This is a genomic window from Mangrovibacter plantisponsor (genome assembly GCF_003182475.1).
Classification (GTDB): Bacteria; Pseudomonadota; Gammaproteobacteria; order Enterobacterales; family Enterobacteriaceae; genus Mangrovibacter; species Mangrovibacter plantisponsor.
This window is the reverse complement of record NZ_QGTS01000016.1, coordinates 46,692-69,246: the sequence shown is the minus strand read 5'-3', so window position 1 is coordinate 69,246 and position 22,555 is coordinate 46,692. Positions and strand designations below refer to the sequence as shown.

General features: G+C 50.5%; 19 protein-coding genes. 12 read left to right on the top strand and 7 right to left on the bottom strand.

Annotated elements, in window-relative coordinates:
- Positions 1-163: 163 nt before the first annotated feature.
- The 7 genes from glmS (at position 164) to phoU (ending at position 7,496) form a co-directional block, all read left to right on the top strand.
- Positions 164-1,993: a glutamine--fructose-6-phosphate transaminase (isomerizing) gene (glmS, locus tag DES37_RS21240; protein ID WP_036113988.1), complete on the top strand. Its 1,830-nt coding sequence runs from the start codon at positions 164-166 to the stop codon at positions 1,991-1,993.
- Positions 1,994-2,105: 112 nt separating this feature from the next.
- Positions 2,106-2,579, top strand: coding sequence for an OsmC family protein (locus DES37_RS21235; RefSeq protein WP_110027794.1), 474 nt, complete (start codon positions 2,106-2,108; stop codon positions 2,577-2,579).
- A gap of 276 nt (positions 2,580-2,855) precedes the next feature.
- Positions 2,856-3,899 (top strand): phosphate ABC transporter substrate-binding protein PstS, encoded by a 1,044-nt coding sequence (gene pstS / locus DES37_RS21230; protein ID WP_036113986.1) that lies wholly within the window; start codon positions 2,856-2,858, stop codon positions 3,897-3,899.
- A 70-nt stretch (positions 3,900-3,969) separates the two neighbouring features.
- Positions 3,970-4,929, top strand: coding sequence for a phosphate ABC transporter permease PstC (gene pstC / locus DES37_RS21225; protein WP_036113982.1), 960 nt, complete (start codon positions 3,970-3,972; stop codon positions 4,927-4,929).
- A complete protein-coding gene (gene pstA / locus DES37_RS21220) occupies positions 4,929-5,819 on the top strand; it encodes a phosphate ABC transporter permease PstA (RefSeq protein ID WP_036113977.1) in 891 nt (296 codons plus the stop codon). The genes pstC and pstA overlap by 1 nt, the downstream gene beginning before the upstream one ends.
- A gap of 60 nt (positions 5,820-5,879) precedes the next feature.
- Complete coding sequence (gene pstB / locus DES37_RS21215) at positions 5,880-6,653, top strand: phosphate ABC transporter ATP-binding protein PstB (RefSeq protein WP_036113974.1); 774 nt, start codon at positions 5,880-5,882, stop codon at positions 6,651-6,653.
- A gap of 117 nt (positions 6,654-6,770) precedes the next feature.
- The gene (gene phoU, locus DES37_RS21210) at positions 6,771-7,496 is read left to right on the top strand and encodes a phosphate signaling complex protein PhoU (RefSeq protein ID WP_110027792.1); all 726 of its coding nucleotides are present in this window, start codon (positions 6,771-6,773) and stop codon (positions 7,494-7,496) included.
- A 72-nt stretch (positions 7,497-7,568) separates the two neighbouring features.
- On the opposite strand, the gene DES37_RS21205 is transcribed toward phoU, so the two are convergent.
- On the bottom strand, positions 7,569-9,983 hold the full coding sequence (locus DES37_RS21205; RefSeq protein WP_110027791.1) for a putative inorganic carbon transporter subunit DabA: 2,415 nt from the start codon (positions 9,981-9,983) through the stop codon (positions 7,569-7,571).
- Complete coding sequence (locus tag DES37_RS21200) at positions 9,983-11,353, bottom strand: NADH-quinone oxidoreductase subunit L (protein ID WP_110027790.1); 1,371 nt, start codon at positions 11,351-11,353, stop codon at positions 9,983-9,985. Before DES37_RS21200 ends, DES37_RS21205 begins: the two co-directional genes overlap by 1 nt.
- 109 nt (positions 11,354-11,462) lie before the next feature.
- Here DES37_RS21200 and DES37_RS21195 point away from each other — a divergent pair, with 109 nt between their 5' ends.
- Entirely contained in the window at positions 11,463-12,344 is an 882-nt protein-coding gene (locus DES37_RS21195) for a LysR family transcriptional regulator (RefSeq protein ID WP_036113967.1), read from the top strand.
- A gap of 531 nt (positions 12,345-12,875) precedes the next feature.
- Complete coding sequence (locus DES37_RS21185) at positions 12,876-13,901, top strand: virulence RhuM family protein (RefSeq protein WP_110027788.1); 1,026 nt, start codon at positions 12,876-12,878, stop codon at positions 13,899-13,901.
- Positions 13,902-14,170: 269 nt separating this feature from the next.
- On the opposite strand, the gene mnmE is transcribed toward DES37_RS21185, so the two are convergent.
- The 5 genes from mnmE to rpmH form a co-directional block, all read right to left on the bottom strand.
- Positions 14,171-15,538 (bottom strand): tRNA uridine-5-carboxymethylaminomethyl(34) synthesis GTPase MnmE, encoded by a 1,368-nt coding sequence (gene mnmE, locus DES37_RS21180; protein WP_110027787.1) that lies wholly within the window; start codon positions 15,536-15,538, stop codon positions 14,171-14,173.
- Positions 15,539-15,668: 130 nt separating this feature from the next.
- Positions 15,669-17,309 carry a membrane protein insertase YidC gene (gene yidC / locus DES37_RS21175; RefSeq protein ID WP_110027785.1) on the bottom strand — a complete coding sequence of 547 codons (1,641 nt, stop codon included), beginning with the start codon at positions 17,307-17,309 and terminating at the stop codon, positions 15,669-15,671.
- A 2-nt stretch (positions 17,310-17,311) separates the two neighbouring features.
- Positions 17,312-17,569: a membrane protein insertion efficiency factor YidD gene (gene yidD, locus DES37_RS21170; protein ID WP_072006999.1), complete on the bottom strand. Its 258-nt coding sequence runs from the start codon at positions 17,567-17,569 to the stop codon at positions 17,312-17,314.
- Positions 17,533-17,892 (bottom strand): ribonuclease P protein component, encoded by a 360-nt coding sequence (gene rnpA, locus DES37_RS21165; protein ID WP_036113957.1) that lies wholly within the window; start codon positions 17,890-17,892, stop codon positions 17,533-17,535. Before rnpA ends, yidD begins: the two co-directional genes overlap by 37 nt.
- A gap of 14 nt (positions 17,893-17,906) precedes the next feature.
- On the bottom strand, positions 17,907-18,047 hold the full coding sequence (gene rpmH, locus DES37_RS21160) for a 50S ribosomal protein L34 (RefSeq protein ID WP_000831330.1): 141 nt from the start codon (positions 18,045-18,047) through the stop codon (positions 17,907-17,909).
- Positions 18,048-18,659: 612 nt separating this feature from the next.
- On the opposite strand from rpmH, the gene dnaA reads away from it, so the two are divergent.
- From dnaA to recF, 3 genes are all read left to right on the top strand, one after another.
- Positions 18,660-20,042, top strand: coding sequence for a chromosomal replication initiator protein DnaA (gene dnaA / locus DES37_RS21155; protein WP_036113956.1), 1,383 nt, complete (start codon positions 18,660-18,662; stop codon positions 20,040-20,042).
- A 4-nt stretch (positions 20,043-20,046) separates the two neighbouring features.
- Positions 20,047-21,147: a DNA polymerase III subunit beta gene (gene dnaN, locus DES37_RS21150; RefSeq protein WP_064597262.1), complete on the top strand. Its 1,101-nt coding sequence runs from the start codon at positions 20,047-20,049 to the stop codon at positions 21,145-21,147.
- Positions 21,148-21,457: 310 nt separating this feature from the next.
- Positions 21,458-22,531 (top strand): DNA replication/repair protein RecF, encoded by a 1,074-nt coding sequence (gene recF, locus DES37_RS21145; protein ID WP_110027823.1) that lies wholly within the window; start codon positions 21,458-21,460, stop codon positions 22,529-22,531.
- Positions 22,532-22,555: the final 24 nt, after the last annotated feature.

Sequence of the window (22,555 nt, the reverse complement as noted above, 5' to 3'; positions counted from 1 at the left end):
CCGGCTCACTGTGAAAGGGCGAGGATAAAAAACAACCCGCCCGCACGCAAAATGCGTGCAATAAAACTATAACCCCACTCTCTACAAGGCTCGGGGGCCGGGAAACCGGGTATACAGGTCAGCGACAACGCATGGCGTAATGCCATTATCAGGACTAAAAACTATGTGTGGAATTGTTGGCGCGGTCGCGCAACGTGATATTGCTGAAATCCTTCTTGAAGGATTACGTCGTCTCGAATACCGCGGGTATGACTCAGCCGGTCTGGCTGTGGTGGATAACGAAGGGCACATGACGCGTCTGCGTCGCCTGGGGAAAGTACAAATGCTGGCACAGGCTGCGGAAGAACACCCGTTGCATGGTGGTACCGGTATTGCTCACACCCGTTGGGCAACCCATGGTGAACCTTCAGAAAGCAATGCGCACCCGCATGTTTCTGATTACATTGTAGTGGTTCACAACGGCATCATTGAAAACCACGAACCTTTGCGTGAATTGCTGGTATCCCGTGGTTATGTTTTTGTCTCCGAAACAGATACCGAAGTTATCGCTCACCTGGTCCACTGGGAAATGCAGCAGGGTGGTTCATTGCGTGATGCGGTTATGCGGGCAATTCCGCAACTCCGTGGTGCTTATGGCACGGTCATTATGGATATTCGTCACCCAGACACCCTTCTGGCAGCCCGTTCTGGCAGCCCGCTGGTGATTGGCCTGGGTATGGGCGAAAACTTTATCGCTTCAGACCAACTGGCACTGTTGCCGGTGACCCGCCGTTTTATCTTCCTGGAAGAGGGCGATATTGCTGAAGTAACGCGCCGCAGTGTGACGATTTTTGATACCACAGGTAAAGAAGTAACCCGCCCGGATATCGAATCCAGCCTGCAATATGACGCCGGTGATAAAGGCGTTTACCGCCATTACATGCAAAAAGAGATCTACGAACAGCCCAATGCTATCAAAAGCACACTGACTGGCCGTATTGCGCATAATGCCATTGATTTTAGCGAACTGGGGCCGCAGGGCGACGCACTGCTTGCTAAGGTTGAGCACATTCAAATCATCGCCTGTGGCACATCCTATAACTCCGGGATGGTTTCTCGTTACTGGTTTGAGTCGCTGGCAGGTATTCCTTGCGATGTCGAAATTGCCTCTGAATTCCGTTACCGCAAATCAGCTGTACGCCATAACAGCCTGATGATCACTCTTTCTCAGTCTGGTGAAACTGCTGATACGCTGGCTGCATTGCGTCTATCAAAAGAACTGGGCTACCTGGGGTCACTGGCCATTTGTAACGTACCTGGCTCTTCTCTGGTGCGTGAGTCTGACCTGGCGTTAATGACCAAAGCAGGCACCGAAATTGGTGTGGCATCCACCAAAGCGTTTACTACACAGCTAACAGTTTTACTGATGCTGGTGGGTAAACTCTCCCGTCTGAAAGGCCTGGATGCTTCTGTTGAGCAGGATATCGTGCATGGTTTGCAGGCACTGCCAAACCGCATTGAACAAATGCTCTCTCAGGACAAGCGTATTGAAGCACTGGCGGAGAATTTCTCAGACAAGCACCATGCGCTGTTCCTTGGGCGTGGTGATCAGTACCCGATTGCGCTGGAAGGCGCGCTTAAACTGAAAGAGATCTCCTATATTCACGCTGAAGCTTATGCGGCTGGTGAACTCAAACATGGCCCGCTGGCGCTGATTGACGCAGATATGCCGGTTATTGTTGTGGCACCCAATAACGATCTGTTGGAAAAATTAAAATCCAACATCGAAGAAGTGCGTGCCCGTGGCGGCCAGTTGTATGTGTTTGCTGATCAGGATGCTGGTTTTGCCAGCAGCGACAACATGCACATTATTTCTCTGCCACACGTTGAAGAGGTGATTGCCCCTATCTTCTACACCGTGCCGTTGCAGCTGTTGGCTTACCACGTAGCCCTGATTAAAGGCACCGATGTGGATCAGCCGCGTAACCTGGCAAAATCCGTTACCGTCGAATAATTATTTATTCGTTCTGCCTTACCTGTAAATTAAAGCCCATCTTCAGATGGGCTTTTTTACGCGCCAGACACTATCTTTTAAACACACAAAAGAGTCTGAAAAGGAGAACGTGATGAAACGTATACAGCATCATTACGCTGTTAATGTTGAATGGACGGGTAATACCGGCGAAGGAACATCCTCTTACCGCACCTACAGCCGTGACCATATCATCAGTGCCGGAGGTGGAGATAAAGCCGCCATAGCCGGGTCAGCAGACCCTGCCTTTTTAGGTGACCCAACCCGCTGGAACCCGGAAGAACTATTAGTTGCGGCAACATCTGCCTGCCATAAATTGTGGTACCTGCATTTATGTGCTGATGCCGGCATTGTGGTTCAGTCCTACACAGACACCCCGGAAGGTACGATGGTTGAAGAGCCAGAAGGGCGGTTTACTCAAATCCAGTTAAAACCCTGCGTGACGATTCGAGCGCAGGATGATGCGGAACTCGCTCGCAGCCTGCATCATAAGGCGCATCAATACTGCTTTATTGCTAACTCACTCAATTTCCCGGTTTTATGTGAGCCGGAAATCAAACAAGCCTGATCTGCCACCTGTTTTTTAGCCCCTGTTTTTGTCCTTAAATCAAAAATTACGAGGATAATCAGCAGGGGCGATGAGCATGAATTATACTCCTCTGACAAGAATGTGATGTTTTTATTACAGTGTTTATCCTTGATCTATAAGGATAAAAACAGGTAAATCTCTTGTTGTCATAAAACTGTAATATTTAATACATTTTACTGTCATCTCTTTGTCCTATTTTGCACAGCGTAATCATTCTAAATAGAAGACAGACTCATTACCTCTGCAGGAGACATTATGAACATTATGCGTACCACCGTCGCAACTGTTGTCGCCGCGACCTTATCTCTGAGTGCTTTCTCTGCGTTAGCAGCAGCCAGCCTGACCGGAGCCGGGGCTACATTTCCTGCACCGGTTTACGCAAAATGGGCTGACACGTACCAGAAAGAAACAGGCAACAAAGTAAATTACCAGGGGATTGGTTCTTCTGGTGGTGTAAAACAGATTACTGCTCATACCGTTGATTTTGGTGCCTCAGACGCCCCATTGTCTGATGAAAGGCTGGAAAAAGAAGGTTTGTTCCAGTTCCCGACAGTGATTGGTGGTGTTGTTCTGGCCGTTAACTTGCCTGGTTTGAAATCCGGCGAACTGGTGCTGGATGGCAAAACACTGGGCGATATCTATCTGGGCAATATTAAAAAGTGGGATGACCCGGCCATTGCCAAACTCAACCCTGGCATGAAACTGCCTGCGCAGAATATCGCTGTGGTTCGCCGTGCCGACGGTTCAGGTACCTCTTTTGTTTTCACCAGCTACCTTGCAAAAGTTAATGATGAGTGGAAAGAGAAAGTTGGCACCGGAACCACCGTGAAATGGCCAACTGGCCTGGGCGGCAAAGGTAACGATGGTATTGCTGCTTTCGTACAGCGCCTGCCTGGCGCGATTGGTTATGTGGAATACGCATACGCCAAACAGAACAATCTGGCTTACACCAAACTGGTGTCAGCAGATGGCCAGCCTGTTAGCCCAACGGAAGAAAGTTTCTCCAATGCGGCGAAAGGGGCTGACTGGAGCAAATCCTTTGCACAGGATTTGACTAATCAAAAAGGGGCTGATGCGTGGCCTGTCACCTCTACTACCTTTATTTTGGTTCACAAAGAGCAGAAGAAACCCGAAAGCGGTATCGAAGTGCTGAAGTTCTTTGACTGGGCTTATAAGCAAGGTGGTAAAGAGGCTACAGACCTGGACTATGCAACCTTACCTGACAGCGTTGTCGAGCAGGTTCGCGCGGCATGGAAAACCAGCGTAAAAGACAGCGACGGTAAACCGTTGTATCAGTAATTTGGATGTTACCTTTCCCGGAAAATCAGCATAATAGCTGGCTTTCCGGGCTCAATCAGAAGAGTAATATATGGCTGCAACAAAGCCTGCGTTTAATCCCCCAGGCAAAAAGGGCGATATGATCTTCAGCGCACTGGTCAGACTGGCTGCGCTGATTGTGTTATTTCTGCTGGGTGGCATTATTGTCTCCCTTATCTTTTCCTCATGGCCAAGTATCCAGAAGTTCGGCTTTTCATTCCTGTGGACCAAAGACTGGGATGCGCCGAATGATATTTACGGTGCGCTGGTGCCTATTTACGGCACATTAGTGACATCGTTTATTGCTCTGCTGATTGCGGTGCCAGTGAGTTTCGGTATTGCGTTATTTCTTACTGAACTCGCTCCTGGCTGGTTGCGCCGCCCGCTGGGTATTGCCATTGAATTGCTGGCTGCTATCCCCAGTATCGTTTATGGCATGTGGGGGTTGTTCATCTTCGCGCCCCTGTTCGCGACCTATTTCCAGGCACCCGTGGGCGATATCCTCTCTGCTATACCTTTTGTTGGCGCACTGTTTTCTGGCCCGGCTTTCGGTATCGGGATCCTGGCCGCAGGTGTGATTCTGGCCATCATGATTATCCCTTACATCGCGGCTGTTATGCGTGATGTGTTCGAACAGACTCCTACGTTAATGAAAGAGTCAGCCTATGGTATTGGCTGCACAACCTGGGAAGTTATCTGGCGTATTGTTCTGCCATTTACCAAAAATGGGGTAATTGGCGGGGTGATGCTGGGGCTCGGGCGCGCCCTGGGTGAAACCATGGCTGTCACCTTTATTATTGGTAATACCTACCAACTGGACAGCGTTTCTCTGTATATGCCTGGCAACAGTATTACTTCTGCGCTGGCCAACGAATTTGCTGAAGCAGAGTCTGGCCTGCACGTTGCAGCATTGATGGAACTGGGCCTGATTCTGTTTGTTATCACCTTTATTGTACTGGCGATTTCTAAGCTCATGATTATGCGGCTGTCGAAGAACGAGGGGGCACGCTAATGGCAACGTTAGAAATGCAAAATGCCCAGGCACTGGCGGAAACCCGCCGCAAAATGCAGGCTCGCCGCCGCTTTAAAAATCGCATTGCTCTTACCATGTCCATGGCGACCATGGCGTTTGGTTTGTTCTGGCTTATCTGGATCCTGTTCTCGACCGTTACCCGCGGGATAGACGGTATGTCGCTGGCACTGTTTACCCAGATGACGCCGCCACCTAACACACCTGGCGGCGGGTTAGCTAACGCCCTTGCCGGTAGTGGCTTATTGATCCTCTGGGCAACAGCAGTTGGCACACCTTTGGGCATTCTGGCGGGGGTTTACCTGGCGGAATATGGGCGTAAGTCTGTCCTTGCTGAGGTTATTCGTTTTATCAACGACATCCTGCTCTCTGCGCCTTCTATTGTGGTCGGCCTGTTTGTGTACACCATTGTGGTGGCGCAAATGCAGCACTTCTCCGGTTGGGCGGGTGTGATTGCCCTGGCGTTGCTGCAGGTGCCTATTGTTATTCGTACTACGGAAAACATGCTGAAACTGGTGCCGGACAGCCTGCGTGAAGCGGCTTATGCACTGGGCACACCTAAGTGGAAAATGATTGGGGCTATTACCCTGAAAGCGTCTGTCTCCGGGATTATTACCGGGGTGTTGTTGGCCGTAGCCCGTATTGCTGGTGAAACCGCGCCATTGCTGTTTACCGCGCTGTCCAACCAGTTCTGGAGCACCGATATGATGCAACCGCTGGCGAACTTACCTGTCACTATCTTTAAGTTCGCCATGAGCCCCTTTGCTGAATGGCAGCAACTGGCCTGGGCCGGGGTTCTGATTATCACACTGTGCGTCCTGTTACTGAATATTTTGGCTCGCGTGCTGTTCGCGAAGCGTAAACACGGTTAATTCATTTTTAGCGTTGTCGCAGAGGCTAACTTTGCGGCAGCGAATAAGGAAAAGAGATACATGAGTATGGCTGACAACAACCCGGGCAAAATTCAGGTGCGTAATCTGGACTTCTATTACGGGAAATTCCATGCCCTGAAAAACATCAACCTGGACATAGCTCAGAACCAGGTAACGGCATTTATCGGCCCGTCTGGTTGCGGTAAATCCACGCTGCTGCGCACCTTCAACAAAATGTTCGAGCTTTACCCTGAACAGCGTGCTGAAGGGGAGATTCTGTTAGATGGCGACAATATTCTCACCAACCGGCAGGATATTGCATTGTTGCGTGCCAAAGTTGGTATGGTGTTCCAGAAACCCACTCCGTTTCCGATGTCCATCTACGATAACATCGCGTTTGGTGTGCGCCTGTTTGAAAAATTATCCCGCGCAGATATGGACGAGCGTGTGCAGTGGGCCCTGACCAAAGCGGCCCTGTGGACGGAAACCAAAGATAAACTGCACCAGAGCGGCTACTCTTTATCTGGTGGTCAGCAGCAACGTCTGTGTATAGCGCGTGGTATCGCCATTCGCCCGGAAGTGCTGCTGCTGGATGAACCCTGCTCCGCACTGGACCCTATCTCCACCGGGCGTATTGAAGAGCTGATTACCGAGCTCAAGCAGGACTATACCGTAGTGATTGTTACCCACAACATGCAGCAGGCTGCACGTTGTTCTGACTACACAGCGTTTATGTACCTGGGTGAGCTTATCGAATTCAGTAATACCGATAATCTGTTTACCACACCGCAGAAGAAACAAACCGAAGACTACATCACTGGCCGTTATGGTTGATGTGTCTGGCAGTGTTGAAACTGAAAAAGCAACCCATTTGGCGGTGTTATCACCGCTTTGCTGTAAAGCAAGTGTGTTGCAATCTGACAAAGCCTGTCGGGCATAAAGGAGTTCTGAATGGATAACCTCAATCTCAACAAACATATTTCTGGTCAGTTTAATGCCGAGCTGGAACATATCCGCACCCAGGTGATGGCGATGGGTGGGCTGGTTGAACAACAGCTCTCCGATGCCATTACTGCAATGCATAACCAGGACAGCGAACTGGCAAAAAGCGTGGTAGACGGCGACAAAAAAGTCAACATGATGGAAGTGGAGATAGATGAAGCCTGCGTGCGCATCATCGCCAAACGCCAGCCAGCCGCCAGTGACTTACGCCTGGTGATGGCCATCATTAAAACGATTGCTGAACTGGAACGTATTGGTGATGTGGCTGACAAAATCTGCCGCACGGCGCTGGAGAAATTTTCCCAGCAGCACCAGCCTTTGCTGGTTAGCCTGGAGTCGTTAGGTCGCCATACCGTGCAAATGCTTCACGATGTTCTGGATGCCTTTGCCCGTATGGATATCGACGAAGCGGTGCGTATTTACCGTGAAGATAAAAAAGTGGATCAGGAATACGAAGGCATCGTGCGCCAACTGATGACCTACATGATGGAAGATTCACGCACGATCCCCAGCGTTCTGACAGCGTTGTTCTGCGCACGTTCCATTGAGCGTATTGGCGACCGTTGCCAGAATATTTGCGAATTTATCTTCTATTTCGTTAAAGGCCAGGATTTCCGCCATGTTGGCGGCGACGAACTGGATAAGTTGCTGGCGGGTAAAGACCCGAAAGAGTAATTTCGGGGCTTATAAGCTGCGGTTTTCTTCACGGCGAGTGAATCTGACATCATGATTCACTCGCCGTTATTTTTACTTCGCCACCCACTGGTGCTGGTGGTACTGCCACACTTGCTGGTGTTCATCCAACTGGTACAGAAACAACCAGCCGTTATTCACCAGGTCCGCAACAACCTGGTGGCGCAACATAATCGCTTCAATTGCCGCCTGCGGAGCCTGAATAAAAGCACTTAACCGTACGGGCTGGTGGCGATACTGTTTCCCGTCATGAACCGACTGGTTCGATAAACCAATCCGCAAATCCCCGCCGTTCCCTTCAAACACCCCAATATGGCCGCCAACGACATTGTGCAGCAGCTTATTCCCACTGCCATATTTCTCTGGTGCCGTAACCGAGGCGTAATATTGCAGGTTGATCCAGTTCATCACCAACAGGGGCGCAGTCATAATTTTTTCCAGTTGGGTGAATTCCGGGTCTTCACTGACATGGTATTCGTGCAAAAACGCCCGCCCGGAAAAGTTCAGGTTGCGTGTCAGGCTGCGGGGCGCAATAAACACCCCGGCGTTATTACACAACCCCCACTCTGGCCGCATTTGAGCCCAGTTAGTCGCACGCTGTTTAAAGAACCGGTGGGCTTGTGCCGCATCAGGCGCATCAGGCGCATCAGGAACGGCGAACTGCGCTGCCCGGGTAATCCTTGCCTGGTTACTGGCTTGGTTAATCCAGGTGTTCCAGGGAGCGTCTGGTGCATCAAACACATTCAGGTCATCGGTTGTGGTGTTGTGCATGGCTGCGTAGAAATGCGTATCCGCAGGCACCGTTACACCAAATGCAGGCATTTCTGCTCTGACAGCCGGGTCATTTAACAACCAGGCCAGCACTTTGACATTCACTTCGCCAGTCTGGCCACCACAGGCACCACAATCAAGGCTGGATGACGTATGGTTATTGCAGGTTTGGCTGCCATGCCCGCTCAGCAGAACCACTTTTGCCAGCCGCTTACTTATCCCCATCGCTTTCAGAATACCGGCACCCAACTCAGCTTTTTCACTGGCGGTTAATGGCTGCTGATTGCGCTCCAAATCCCACTGCGCATTATTGCGAACATCGCGGTTGACGGGGTTTTCTGTACCGTGCTGCAACACAACACGCTTAAACAAACTGATAAGCTTCAGTAAACCACCCGCTTCAACCATACCCAGGTTGGAAGAGGGTTTTTCCAGGCTATTTTGCCAGCCGAGTTTGGTCAGGCGCAAAATACGCTCTGGCTGTTTGTGAGTTTGGCGGGCGACTAAATTGGGAGCCAGTAAACCTGGTAATTGTGGCCGGGAAAGGCTGCCATCCCAGGTTTGGTAACGAACAGGAATACCAAAGAACCCGGCGAAGCCTAATGTTTCAATCCCGCTGCTCTGGCTTTCCAGCGCCCGACGCATGGGCTCTGAACGTACATCAATACAAAAAATTGCCTGTAATTCTGGCCTGTCCAGTTCGCGAACCGGTTTTGCTGCTTTAATTTGCGCAATCCAGGGGCATTGTACGCTAAGCTCCAGTGCTCGCTGCCACACCCAAAGCGGCGCCAGTTGTTGTTGTGCAAGGAGGTAAGACGCACCAATATGGCTCGCCTGGTGGTGAATCGCCTGGCGAATAGTTGCGGCAGTATTCCCATGGTGCTGGCGTAACCACTGCATTAATACGGTATCCCAGGCCAGCAGTATGGCGCTTAACCCGAGTGTGTGTGGCACATCAATGTGCTGGTTTTCAAGGCCTGCCTGCCAGTCGAGCCAGGACTGCCAGCCTGCCCAGCCCGATAACTGGTGCAACGATGCCAGCATAAATGCTTCAGCCCCTGCACTGTTTTCCCAGGTGTTTTGCCAGCGGTTGCCTGCTTCCTCAAATAACCCGTTAATTGTCTTTGGCAGTGCACGGAAACCAGCCAGCAAATCCACGCCTAACAAGGTTTTGATGCCCTTATCCCGTGCCACCACTTCTAACCAGCTTTGGTAAAGATGCTCGCCATTTTTCCCGGTTGAATCAAACCGCTCCGGGTACTGGTGGTAGAGCGCAATAAACTGGCTCACCTGCTGAACGATTTCCTGAGCCCAGCTATGACCTTGCTGCGAAGGGATAACCTCATCCATCAACATAGCCAGTGTTTTCCAGCGGAAAGTCAGCTCAGTATCATTATGCTGCAGGTCTTCTTCCAGTTGTGCCGGCGTCAGTGGGCTGTGCAGTTCTGCCAGCGCCTGAGATAAATGCTGTGGGGTGATTTGTTTACCCCACAACTTGCGGTAGTAGCTTTTGTTCATCAGCCCGGTAATGCCGCAAATAACCGCCTGCTTCGCAAAAATCTGAGCGATATTGCTATGGCGTTGTTGCCACCAGGGGTTGACGGCGACAGACTGGTCCAGTGGCCAGGCGGGCGCAATAGATGCGGCAACCTTCAGGGCGATATCTGACCAGGCCAGTTCAGTTGATTGTTCAGTCATTATTTGGCCTCCGTTTTTACCTGCTGCCATTGCGCATTCTGAAGTTTAATCAGTGACTCACTCGGCCATAATTTCAGTGTCAGGCGGGTTGCCCATTCATCAAGGTAAGCACCGGCATTGAGCCAGATAAACAAGCGTTTAACCCAACTGATATGGGGCCAGTACTGTAAGGCAATAGAGAGGGCAAACAGGCTGAAGAACAGCAGGGCGACAAAACTGTCTGCGTAAATATTCAGTGGCGCGTCCATCCCCACCAGTGTGCTTAAGTGGTGTTTTGCTGTGGTATAGAGGGTCAGTAGCCCTGCGGCGAAGGCCAGAGAGATGGCGATACGCGGCAGGCTACCTGCGTCCCAGCGGCTGACGCTTGGCAGAACCAACGCACTGAGCGCAAACCAAATCAGCACTGTAGCCGCCAGGCTGGTCATCATGGCGAATTGCCACTGTGCGATACCAATCAGGATAAGTGCGAAAGTGAGCGCCAGTACCCAGTGCCGCACCCGGGGCTTAACGCCACCCGCCAGTTTTGCCGCCAGGTAGTGGTTAACGGTATTTCCGCTATTGAGAAAGGAAAACGATTTATAAAACGAGTGCGCAAACAGGTGTAACAGCGCCATTTCATATAATCCGAGACCAATCTCCACCAGCATCAGCCCCATTTGCGAGCTGGTAGACCAGGCAAGCTTCACCTTTATGCTGATGCGTGTGGTGCTCACCAGGCCGGTAATAGTGGTGCTGACTCCGGCCAGAATCACCAGAAACCAGCATGCAGCCGGGCTTGCAGCCAGGACAGGGGAAAAAAACAGTAGCAGGATACCGCCAAGGTTAACGATACCGGCGTGCAACAGTGCAGAAACTGGCGTGGGTGCTTCTACAACCTGAATCAGCCAGCCATGAACCGGCAGCTGCGCGCATTTAATCAGCGCCACCATAGACAGTAATAGTGCAGCAATAGTGAGCTGAACACTGCCAGCGCTTTCGCTGGCACGGTATACAATTTCACTGATAGTGGCAGTGTGGAACTGGCTGTACAGGGCTATAAAAGCGCCAGCAAGCAGCAGTTCACTCAGGCGGGCAAGCAGAAATTTTTTATGTGCCGCCAGTTGTGCCCTGGGGCGCTGCGGGTAGAACAAAATCAGGCGATGCAGACACAGGCTGACACTCACCCAGGCGGCCCAAAACAGGAGTAAGTGGTTACTGATGATCACCACAACAACTGCGGTGATGGTCATGAGTAACGCGCGCAAGAAGCGGCCCCGTTCACTTTCTCCACTGAACGCCACCCAACTGTAACGCACGATAGTGATACCCAGAATGGCTATCAATCCCAGCAGCATCAGTTTGAGCGGTGTGACCAGGAATAAAGAAAACATGATAGATCTCACATAATTGACAGTAGCCGTATTTTGGAATGTTGTTTAAATTAAGTAAAATATATATTAAATAAAAAAACGTTCTGTTTTACAGAATGGTTGGAATCTAATGAGCAGACTCAATTATCATCACCTCTATTACTTCTGGCAGGTTGCCCGGCAAGGGAACCTGACTCAGGCTGCGCAGAAATTGCACATTTCTCAATCTGCGTTGTCCTCGCAAATCAAACAGTTAGAAAAAAGCCTGAACGTTGAGTTGTTCACCCGGGAAGGCCGTAAACTGACTCTGACTGAGAGTGGCTACCACGCCATGAACTATGCCGATGAGATCTTTAAAAATGGTGAAGAGCTGGAACAACTGTTGACAACGGGTACCGCGCTACCCAGCGCGCCATTGCGAATTGGTATTCTTTCCACGATTTCACGTAACTTTATTGATCAGTTCATCCAGCCATTGATTCAGCAGAATGACTGCCGCTTTTCACTGCAATCCATGAGCCAGACGGGGTTGTTGAATGCCATGGCAGAACTACAGCTCGACCTGGCGCTCACCAATATTCCCGTCAGAAGTGCCAGCACCAATAACTGGCAAAGCCGGGTTCTGGCGCGCCAGCCGGTGGCGATTATTGGCCCGCCAGGGCTCGCATTAACTGAAGAGTTTGGTGAAAGCTATCGCCACCAGCGTTGGGTATTGCCGTATGGCGAGAACCCGCTGCGTGCGGCATTTGATGCCTTTGCCGCACAATATCACCTGCTACCGGAAATCGTGGCTGAGTCTGACGACATGGCAATGCTGCGCTTGTTAACCCGCGATACCGGCGCACTGGCTGTGATGCCACCAGTGGTGGTGAAGGATGAGCTGGATTCCGGCGAGCTGAAAAGCTATATGCTGCTGCCTAATGTATACGAAAACTTCTATGCGGTTTCCGCCCAACGGCGTGTTGTTCACCCCAAACTGGGCATGTTGCTCAGGCCGCTGGTGGATGAGTAACTGAGTGGAATGGGTGCTTATAAAAACAAAAACCCGTATTAACAAATAGCTAATACGGGTTAGTGAACGTTTACGCACAAGCATTCGCTAGCCTGTTTGTAAAACGTAGAATGCTCGTTTTGGTGAAGTCGCAAAGATAAAGAAAAGCCAAACGCGTTTAGTAATAAACGCTTTACCAGATGCGCTGTACTTCAAAGCAGCAGATACCCTGATATTCAAAAATCTGGCAACAATATCGAGCATTTTTAACGGTATTGATAAGCTGTACACAGAAGCAACAAAAGAAGAGGCTGAGCAGTTTTTAGATGCACAGTTTATAGCGCTCGGTAAAGACTACAACGTAGATAGCGTCTCCAAACCCAATAGAAAACGTATTGGCCTTGCTATGGCAACACTTGATGATATGTCGGCAGACGATAAAGCCAACATGCTTGATTACATCGACGGTTACTGTGGTGAACAGAAGTTTAAACTCTGTCACCTCTATGGATAAAAATAGCCACCCATCAGTAAAGTAAGAAGGTTGATTCAATGATTGATAACACCCCACAAGCTCCGCATGGTGAATTTGTCCTGTTTACCAGTGCCGATGGTAGAACTCGCGTAGAGTGTCGCTTTGAGTCAGATACCTTGTGGCTTTCACAAGCAATGATTGGCGAGCTCTATGGTAAGGCAAAAGCAACTATTAGCGAGCATATAAAAAATATCTTTGCGGAAGGCGAATTGGACGAAAATGCAGTTGTTCGGTTTTACCGAACAACTGCGGCTGATGGTAAATCATACAACGTTCAATACTTCAGCTTACCACTAGTATTGGCTGTTGGTTATCGCGTCCGTTCAAGCCGTGGTACTCAATTCCGCCAATGGGCAACACAAACCTTGGAAGAGTATTTGATCAAAGGATTTGCCATGGACGACGAGCGGTTGAAAAATCCCCCCGTTGGCCATTCTGCGGTGCCAGATTACTTTGATGAAATGCTGGAACGCATTCGTGATATCCGCGCCAGTGAGCGTCGCGTTTATCTGCGGGTGAAAGAAATCTTTACCATGGCTGCCGATTACGAGCCATCTAACCAAGAGACCAACCGCTTCTTCCAAACCATTCAGAACAAGCTGCATCATGCTTGTACGCATATGACCGCCGCTGAGCTTATTGCCAGCCGTGTGGATGCCAGTAAGCCAGATATGGGCTTAACCAGCTATAAAGGCGATGAAGTACGCAAGACAGACGTTACTGTTGCCAAGAACTACCTGCATGAAGACGAAATCAAAGAGCTTAATCGCATCGTCAATATGTGGCTCGACTTTGCCGAGGACCAGGCGCTGCGCCGCAAGCAGGTATTCTTGCAGGACTGGGCCGATAAGCTAGACCAGTTTTTAAGTTTTAATGATCGGGATGTATTAAGCGGAGCAGGAAAAATATCCAAGAAAGACGCTGATGAAAAAGCGAAATTGGAGTTTGACCGCTTTGCAGAACAGCGCCGTTGTTTAAAAGAAGCTGAAGGCGCACGGGCCAACATTGCAGCACTCAAAGCTATACTCAAAAAAGACCAATAGCTGCTATCTTTCTGTTCAAAAGACGGTGGAGAGAATGATAGTACACAAGCCTGATAGCGCGTATGCCATTCTTATCTGAGTATCGTTATAGTATGCTGATTTTCATTGGTTTTTCTCTTCTTGTGCGCCATATGTGCGCCAGAATTTATCTGTAGAGCACACGTGGCGCAAGAATCGACAAAACCCTTCAAATCACTTCCCACCAGGTAAAACAAAATTATTTTAAAATCATAATGTTGTTTTGATTTGGTTTGATGCGTTTTACTATTTTACTTCCCGATACAGAAGCTGGAAAAAATCCGGCCCAGCAGGTCATCGGAAGTGAATTCCCCGGTAATTTCGCTTAATGCCTGCTGTGCCAGGCGCAGCTCTTCTGCCAGTAACTCACCCGCCCAGGCACCAAGCAACTGTTCTTTCCCTTGCTCCAGGTGTTGAGCCGCGGTTTCCAGAGCCTGCAAATGGCGGCGGCGAGCCAGAAAACCACCGCTTTCAGTGCTGGTATCGAAACCCATTGTGAGTTTCAGGTGGTCGCGCAGTACATCCACACCTTCGCCATTGCGGGCAGAAAGCCGGATAAGTGAGTGACCATTCACTTCTGTGAGGCCTGCTGTTTCACCGGTGATATCAGCTTTATTACGCACTACAGTAATGGGCAAATGTGCCGGCAAACGGGCAATAAAATCGGGCCAGATTTGTGCCGGGTCTGTGGCATCAGTGGTGGTGCTGTCGACCATAAACAGCACACGATCCGCCTGCTCGATTTCCTGCCATGCACGCTCAATCCCAATACGCTCTACTTCGTCACTGGCTTCGCGCAGCCCGGCGGTATCTATAATATGCAACGGCATGCCATCAATATGGATATGTTCACGCAGTACATCGCGGGTGGTACCGGCAATATCTGTAACGATAGCGGCTTCACGCCCTGCCAGCGCATTTAACAGGCTGGATTTACCGGCATTGGGGCGCCCGGCAATCACTACTTTCATGCCTTCACGCAACAGGCTGCCCTGGCGCGCTTCACGGCGAACCTGCTCCAGGTCGCTCATCACTCCTGCTAATTCTGCTTCAATTTTCCCGTCAGACAGAAAATCAATTTCTTCATCCGGAAAATCAATGGCGGCTTCCACATAAATACGCAAATGCGTCAGGGCTTCCACCAGTTGGTTTACCCGGCTGGAAAACACCCCTTGCAGTGATCCGACAGCAGAACGGGCCGCCTGTTCGGAACTGGCATCAATCAAATCTGCAATGGCTTCCGCCTGGGCAAGATCCAGTTTATCGTTCAAAAATGCCCGTTCTGAAAACTCACCCGGCCTGGCAATACGCACACCGGGAATGGTCAAAACGCGTTTCAGTAGTAAATCGAGAATAACCGGGCCGCCGTGGCCCTGCAGTTCCAGAACATCTTCGCCAGTAAACGAATTGGGGCCAGGAAACCACAGCGCAATACCCTGATCCAGTGGTGAATTATCCACATCGCGAAAAGGCAGATAATCGGCATAACGGGGCTTTGGCAGTTTACCCAGCACGATTTTGGCTACGTCCTGGGCTTGTTTACCGGAAACCCGCAAAATACCCACACCGCCCCGGCCTGGGGGCGTTGCCTGTGCAACAATGGTATCGTTATGGCTCATAAGTCTTTCTCTGTGATGTTTCGTTTATTCCCCACCAGCCTGTTGGTTAACAGTGGTGGCACGGCATAAAAATAAAGAAGGCGGTCATCTGACCGCCTTCTGTGGTGCTGTTATCCTGCGCTAAATTTTATCAGGATTTTTTCTTTTCGCGGCTATGCAAACCACGTTTTTCCAGCCCACGGTAAATCAATTGCTGCTGGATGATGGTAACCAGGTTGCTGACGATATAGTACAGCACCAGACCAGACGGGAACCACAGGAAGAAGACGGTGAAGATGACCGGCATAAAGGTCATTATCTTCTGCTGCATCGGGTCGGTCACTGTGGTCGGTGACATCTTCTGAATGAAGAACATCGTCACGCCCATCAGGATAGGCAGAATGTAGTACGGGTCCTGTGCTGACAAGTCGTGGATCCACAGAGCAAATGGCGCATGGCGCAGCTCAACGGAACCCATCAACATGTAGTACAGCGCCAGGAAGATAGGCATCTGAATAACAAGCGGGAAGCAACCACCAAGCGGGTTAACTTTCTCTGCCTTGTACATCGCCATCATTTCCTGGCTGATACGCTGCTTATCGTCGCCAAGGCGCTCACGCATTGCCTGAATTTTTGGCTGCAGCATACGCATTTTCGCCATGGAGGTGTACTGCGCTTTGGTCAGCGGGTACATGATGCCACGCACGATAAAGGTAATAACGATGATGGAGAAGCCCCAGTTACCCAGGAAGCTGTGGATAAATTTCAACAGTTTGAACAACGGCTGAGAGATAAACCACAACCAGCCATAATCCACAGTTAAATCCAGGTGCGGTGCAACTGCAGCCATTTTATCCTGAATTTCCGGGCCAACCCACAGGGTGCTGCCCAGTGTGCCAGTCTGGCCGGGCTGAACAACAACCGGTGCAGATTTATAGTTAATTGCCGCAACGCCATTGCCGAGATCAGCTGTCGAGAAGGTGTTCACGCCTTTGGTGTCCGGAACCCATGCAGTAGCAAAATATTGCTGCAACATAGCAATCCAGCCGCCCTGAGATGTGGTGTTCAGGTTCTCGTTATCTGCGATTTTATCGAATTTGTATTTTTCGTATTTCGCATCAGACGTGGAGTAAGCCGCGCCGCGGAATGTGTGCAGAGCAAAGTTGCTGCTGCCGGTATCGCGGTGTTTTGGCAAGTTGATAGATTGTTTCAACTGACCAAATGCAGAGAGTTCCAGTGGTTTCTCAGAGGCGTTTTTCACACTGTAATCCACTTTCACCGCAAATGAACCCCGTTTCAGAACAAAGGTTTTGGTGAAAACGTTACCTGCGGCATCGGTCCAGGTCATCGGAATAGACAATTCATTCTGGCCGTCAGCCAGAGCAAAGCTGTCACTCCCAACATTGTACAGAGGACGTTCACCATTAGCCGGGTTATCCGGGCCATCGCGGCCGGTTAAGCCACTTTGTGCCTGATAAATAAAATCAGGAGTGCTTTCCAGCAACTGGAACGGTTCGTTGGAGCCAAGGTCTTTGGGATAAGTTAACAGCAGCGCCTGCTCAACATCACCACCACGCGTGTTGATGGTCAGAGAGAGGACATCCGTTTTAACTGTAATGAGTTTTCCCTGGCCACTGGCCGGTACGCCCTGGTCGGCGGCGCTACCCGCTGCGGTAGTCGTAGTCTGCGTGGTCTGTTGGGTCTGCGGAGCGTTATCTTGCTCCCAGGCCTGCCAGATCATGAAAGACACGAACAACAAAGCGATGATAAGAAGATTGCGTTGCGAATCCATCGTTAGTGTTCTCTGGTATCAAAAGGTCCTGGCGGGACGGGGTCGTCACCACCCGGGTGTAAAGGGTGGCATTTTAATACGCGTTTTATTGTCAACCAACTGCCTTTTACTACTCCAAACCTGCGCAATGCCTCAATTCCGTATTGCGAACAGGTTGGTGTGAAACGACAATGCGGCCCGAGAAGCGGACTAATCAGGCGCTGATAGACCTTTATCAGGCCTATCAGGAGCCGGGAGCCTGGCGACAATGACGGCGCCATAACTTTTCCAGTATTTCCATTAGCGTACGGTTATCGAGGTCGGCAATCCCGCGTTTCGCTACCACCACAAAATCCATGGAAGGCAGTTCATGCTGACGTAAACGGAAACTTTCACGCGTCAAACGTTTGATACGGTTACGCTCATGAGCGCGCCGAACATTCTTTTTGGCGACTGTAAGACCGATACGGGGATGCCCCAGCGAATTCAGGCGGCCGAGGATGGTGATTTGCGGCGTGCCAGCCCGTTGTGGCTGCTGGAAGACGAAAGTGAAATGATTGGGAGTTAACAAACGTAACTCCCTGGGAAAAGCGAGCTTAACCACTCAGGGGTTAGCTATTACTTAGAAACGGTCAGACGAGCGCGGCCTTTAGCACGACGACGTGCCAGAACCTGACGACCATTTTTAGTTGCCATACGAGCGCGGAAGCCGTGAGAGCGGTTGCGCTTCAGTACAGACGGTTGAAAAGTGCGTTTCATGGCGATTTCTACCTAAGCTTGGAAAAAAAACACTTACTTTTGCGTATGCCCGGACAAGTTGCGAACGACTTACGCCTCAGTGTGGCTAAATAAAGAGGCAGGATTGTAATAATTGTACACTCCAGAGTCAATTCACTTTCCTTATTGCACACAGGTAACAGTAGCTTTTCGCTTGAAAAACAAACGAATTACCTGCAACAAAAACCGGAGCGATGACGCGTCGGGTCGCAAATTATACGGGGTCCGGTATAAAGCGCAAGGATCACAGGGATCTTTAATCAGATCACTAAAGATAAATTTTGCTACGGGTCATTGAATTTTCCAATTTGTGGCTGAAATAGTGCCGCCACTAAGCTGGGATCGATTACACTGGATCAGTCAGACAGGGGCCTGTGGATAAATCACGAAGAAACTGTGAGAAACAGAAGATCTCTGGCCCACTTTACGCTATGATCCGCGGTCCCTTCTCAGGATCGGGATCCTGTAAAAGGGAAAACCGCAAACAGAATAGCGGTTCGCACGCTACCCAGAATCAGGGCTGTCGGCGTGTGTCAACAATCATGAATGTATCAGTCTTTGTCATTTATCGACTTTGTTCGAGTGGAGTCCGCCGTGTCACTTTCGCTTTGGCAGCAGTGTCTTGCCCGATTGCAGGATGAGTTACCCGCCACAGAATTCAGCATGTGGATACGTCCACTACAGGCGGAACTGAGCGATAACACGCTGGCCCTTTATGCGCCAAACCGTTTTGTGCTCGACTGGGTGCGGGATAAGTACCTGAATAATATCAACGGATTGTTAAACGATTTCTGCGGTGCAGATGCACCCCAGTTGCGCTTTGAAGTAGGGGCCCGTCCTGCTGTTCAGCCTGTTGTCGCTTCTGCGGCAGCAGCGCCTGCCGTTGCGCCACGTCCGGCGGCGGTACCCGTGCGCCCCAGTTGGGATAACGTCCCGGCACCGGCTGAGCCTTCTTACCGCTCTAACGTTAACCTGAAACATACGTTTGATAACTTTGTTGAAGGTAAGTCTAACCAGCTGGCTCGTGCTGCAGCCCGCCAGGTGGCGGATAACCCTGGTGGCGCATATAACCCACTTTTCCTTTATGGCGGTACAGGTTTAGGGAAAACCCACCTGTTACACGCTGTTGGCAATGGCATTGTGGCGCGTAAACCCAATGCGAAAGTGGTGTATATGCACTCAGAGCGTTTTGTTCAGGATATGGTTAAGGCGTTGCAAAATAACGCAATTGAAGAGTTCAAGCGTTATTACCGCTCGGTTGATGCTCTGCTTATCGATGATATCCAGTTCTTTGCCAATAAAGAGCGTTCACAGGAAGAGTTCTTCCATACGTTTAACGCACTGCTGGAAGGCAACCAACAGATCATCCTGACGTCAGATCGTTACCCGAAAGAGATCAATGGCGTTGAAGATCGTCTGAAATCCCGCTTCGGCTGGGGGTTAACGGTTGCCATTGAGCCACCAGAGCTGGAAACCCGCGTGGCAATCCTGATGAAAAAGGCAGATGAAAACGATATTCGCCTGCCCGGTGAAGTGGCCTTCTTTATTGCCAAACGCCTGCGTTCAAATGTGCGTGAGCTGGAAGGGGCTCTGAACCGTGTTATTGCTAACGCCAATTTTACTGGCCGGGCAATTACTATTGATTTCGTCCGTGAAGCGCTGCGAGATTTACTGGCCTTGCAGGAAAAACTGGTCACTATCGACAATATTCAAAAGACAGTGGCAGAGTACTACAAGATCAAAGTGGCCGATTTGCTGTCCAAACGGCGTTCACGCTCTGTGGCGCGTCCCCGGCAAATGGCAATGGCTCTGGCAAAAGAGTTAACCAACCACAGTCTGCCGGAAATCGGTGATGCCTTCGGTGGTCGTGACCATACAACTGTGCTTCATGCCTGCCGTAAAATCGAGCAGTTGCGTGAAGAGAGTCACGACATCAAAGAAGATTTTTCCAATTTAATCAGAACACTATCTTCGTGACACTATGAAATTTACCGTTGAACGTGAACATTTATTAAAACCGCTCCAACAAGTGAGCGGTCCTTTAGGTGGTCGCCCGACGTTACCTATCCTGGGTAACTTGCTGTTGCAGGTTACGGAAGGGGCGCTGTCGCTGACTGGTACTGACCTTGAAATGGAAATGGTGGCTCGTGTTAGCCTGGTTCAGCCTCATGAACCGGGGGCAACCACGGTGCCAGCCCGTAAATTCTTTGATATTTGCCGGGGCCTGCCGGAAGGTGCGGAAATCGCGGTTACGCTGGAAGGCGACCGCATGCTGGTGCGTTCCGGGCGCAGCCGTTTTTCGCTGTCTACATTGCCCGCCGCCGATTTCCCGAATCTCGATGACTGGCAAAGTGAAGTGGAATTCACACTGCCGCAGGCCACCATGAAACGCCTGATCGAAGCCACGCAATTTTCCATGGCTCATCAGGATGTGCGCTACTACCTGAACGGCATGCTGTTTGAAACCGAAGGTGAAGAACTGCGTACTGTGGCAACCGATGGTCACCGCCTGGCGGTATGTGCCATGCCAGTTGGGCAAACACTGCCCGCTCACTCTGTAATAGTACCGCGCAAAGGCGTTATTGAGTTGATGCGTATGCTGGATGGCGGCGATACACCGTTGCAGGTGCAAATTGGCAGCAACAATATCCGTGCCCATGTTGGTGACTTCATTTTCACTTCGAAACTGGTTGATGGCCGTTTCCCGGATTACCGCCGCGTATTGCCGAAGAACCCGGATAAAACCCTGGAAGCGGGTTGCGATTTGTTAAAACAGGCTTTTGCCCGCGCAGCCATTCTTTCCAATGAAAAATTCCGTGGTGTTCGCCTGTATGTCAGTGAGAACCAACTGAAAATTACAGCCAACAACCCGGAACAGGAAGAAGCGGAAGAGATTCTGGATGTGACCTACGCAGGCACAGAAATGGAAATCGGCTTCAACGTAAGTTACGTGCTGGATGTACTTAACGTGCTGAAGTGCGAAAATGTGCGTATCCTGCTTACTGATTCTGTTTCCAGTGTGCAAATTGAAGATGCAGCAAGCCAGACCGCGGCATACGTTGTTATGCCAATGCGCCTGTAGAACTACTGGGTAAATGGCTAAAGAGAGAAGGTTAAGCGTGCAAACACCTTCTCTTTGCCAGTAAGCCAGTAAATAGAAATCAATGAATTGATTTTTAGTGTGTTTTATTTACCACCTGAAACCTTACCAGCGGCAGGGTAAGGCGGGTCATCAGCCTGGGGTTATTTGACTTGTTATTCCGGCACGTTCAGCACCGGTTTTTAGTGGCGCTTCAGGCCCGTTGTTTATCCATTCCCGGTTTATACTGGTTGTGGGTAGCCAGCCATTTTCCGGAAAACGGCAACAAATACCTCCGGGTGATGCGTTAATCATGTCGCTGTCTCGTTTACTTATCAAAGATTTCCGTAATATAGAAAGCGCGGATCTCCTGTTATCTCCCGGCTTTAATTTCCTGGTCGGTGCCAATGGCAGCGGTAAAACCAGTGTGCTGGAAGCGATTTACACCCTGGGGCACGGGCGGGCGTTTCGTAGCCTGCAAACCGGCCGGGTGATTCGCCATGACCAGCCAGATTTTGTGCTGCATGGCCGGTTACAGGGGGATTCACGGGAAATCGCCGTTGGGCTGACAAAAGACCGCCAGGGCGACAGCAAAGTCAGAATTGATGGCACGGACGGGCATAAAGTTGCTGAACTGGCGCACTTAATGCCCATGCAGTTGATTACTCCGGAAGGCTTCACCCTGCTTAATGGCGGGCCGAAGTTTCGCCGGGCGTTTATCGACTGGGGCTGTTTCCATGATGAACCGGCGTTTTTCAATGCATGGAGCAACCTTAAACGCCTGCTCCGGCAACGAAATGCCGCATTGCGCCAGGTTACGCACTATAACCAGTTACTCCCCTGGGATAAGGAACTGGCTCCGCTGGCGGAACAAATCAGCCAGTGGCGGGCGCAGTACAGCGAAGCGATTGCCGAAGATATGGCACAAACCTGCGCCCAGTTTTTACCCGAGTTTCACCTGGCGTTTTCTTTCCAGCGCGGCTGGGAAAAAGAGACGCCTTACAGTGAGGTGCTGGCACGCAGTTTTGAGCGCGACCGTGCGCTGACCTACACCTCTCATGGCCCTCACAAGGCAGATTTCCGCATTCGTGCTGATGGCGCGCCAGTGGAAGATACCCTGTCGAGAGGGCAGTTAAAGTTATTGATGTGTGCCCTGCGGCTGGCGCAAGGTGAATTTCTCACCCGGCGTAGCGGGCGGCACTGCCTCTACTTAATAGATGATTTTGCTTCTGAGCTTGATGACCGCCGGCGAGGTTTACTTGCCAGCCGTTTGAAGGCCACACAGTCACAAGTTTTTGTGAGTGCCATTAGCGCAGAACATGTGATGGACATGGCGGATAAAAATTCCAGGATGTTCGCTGTGGATCAGGGTAAAATAACGGATTAACTTAGTTTAAATGAGCGAGAAACG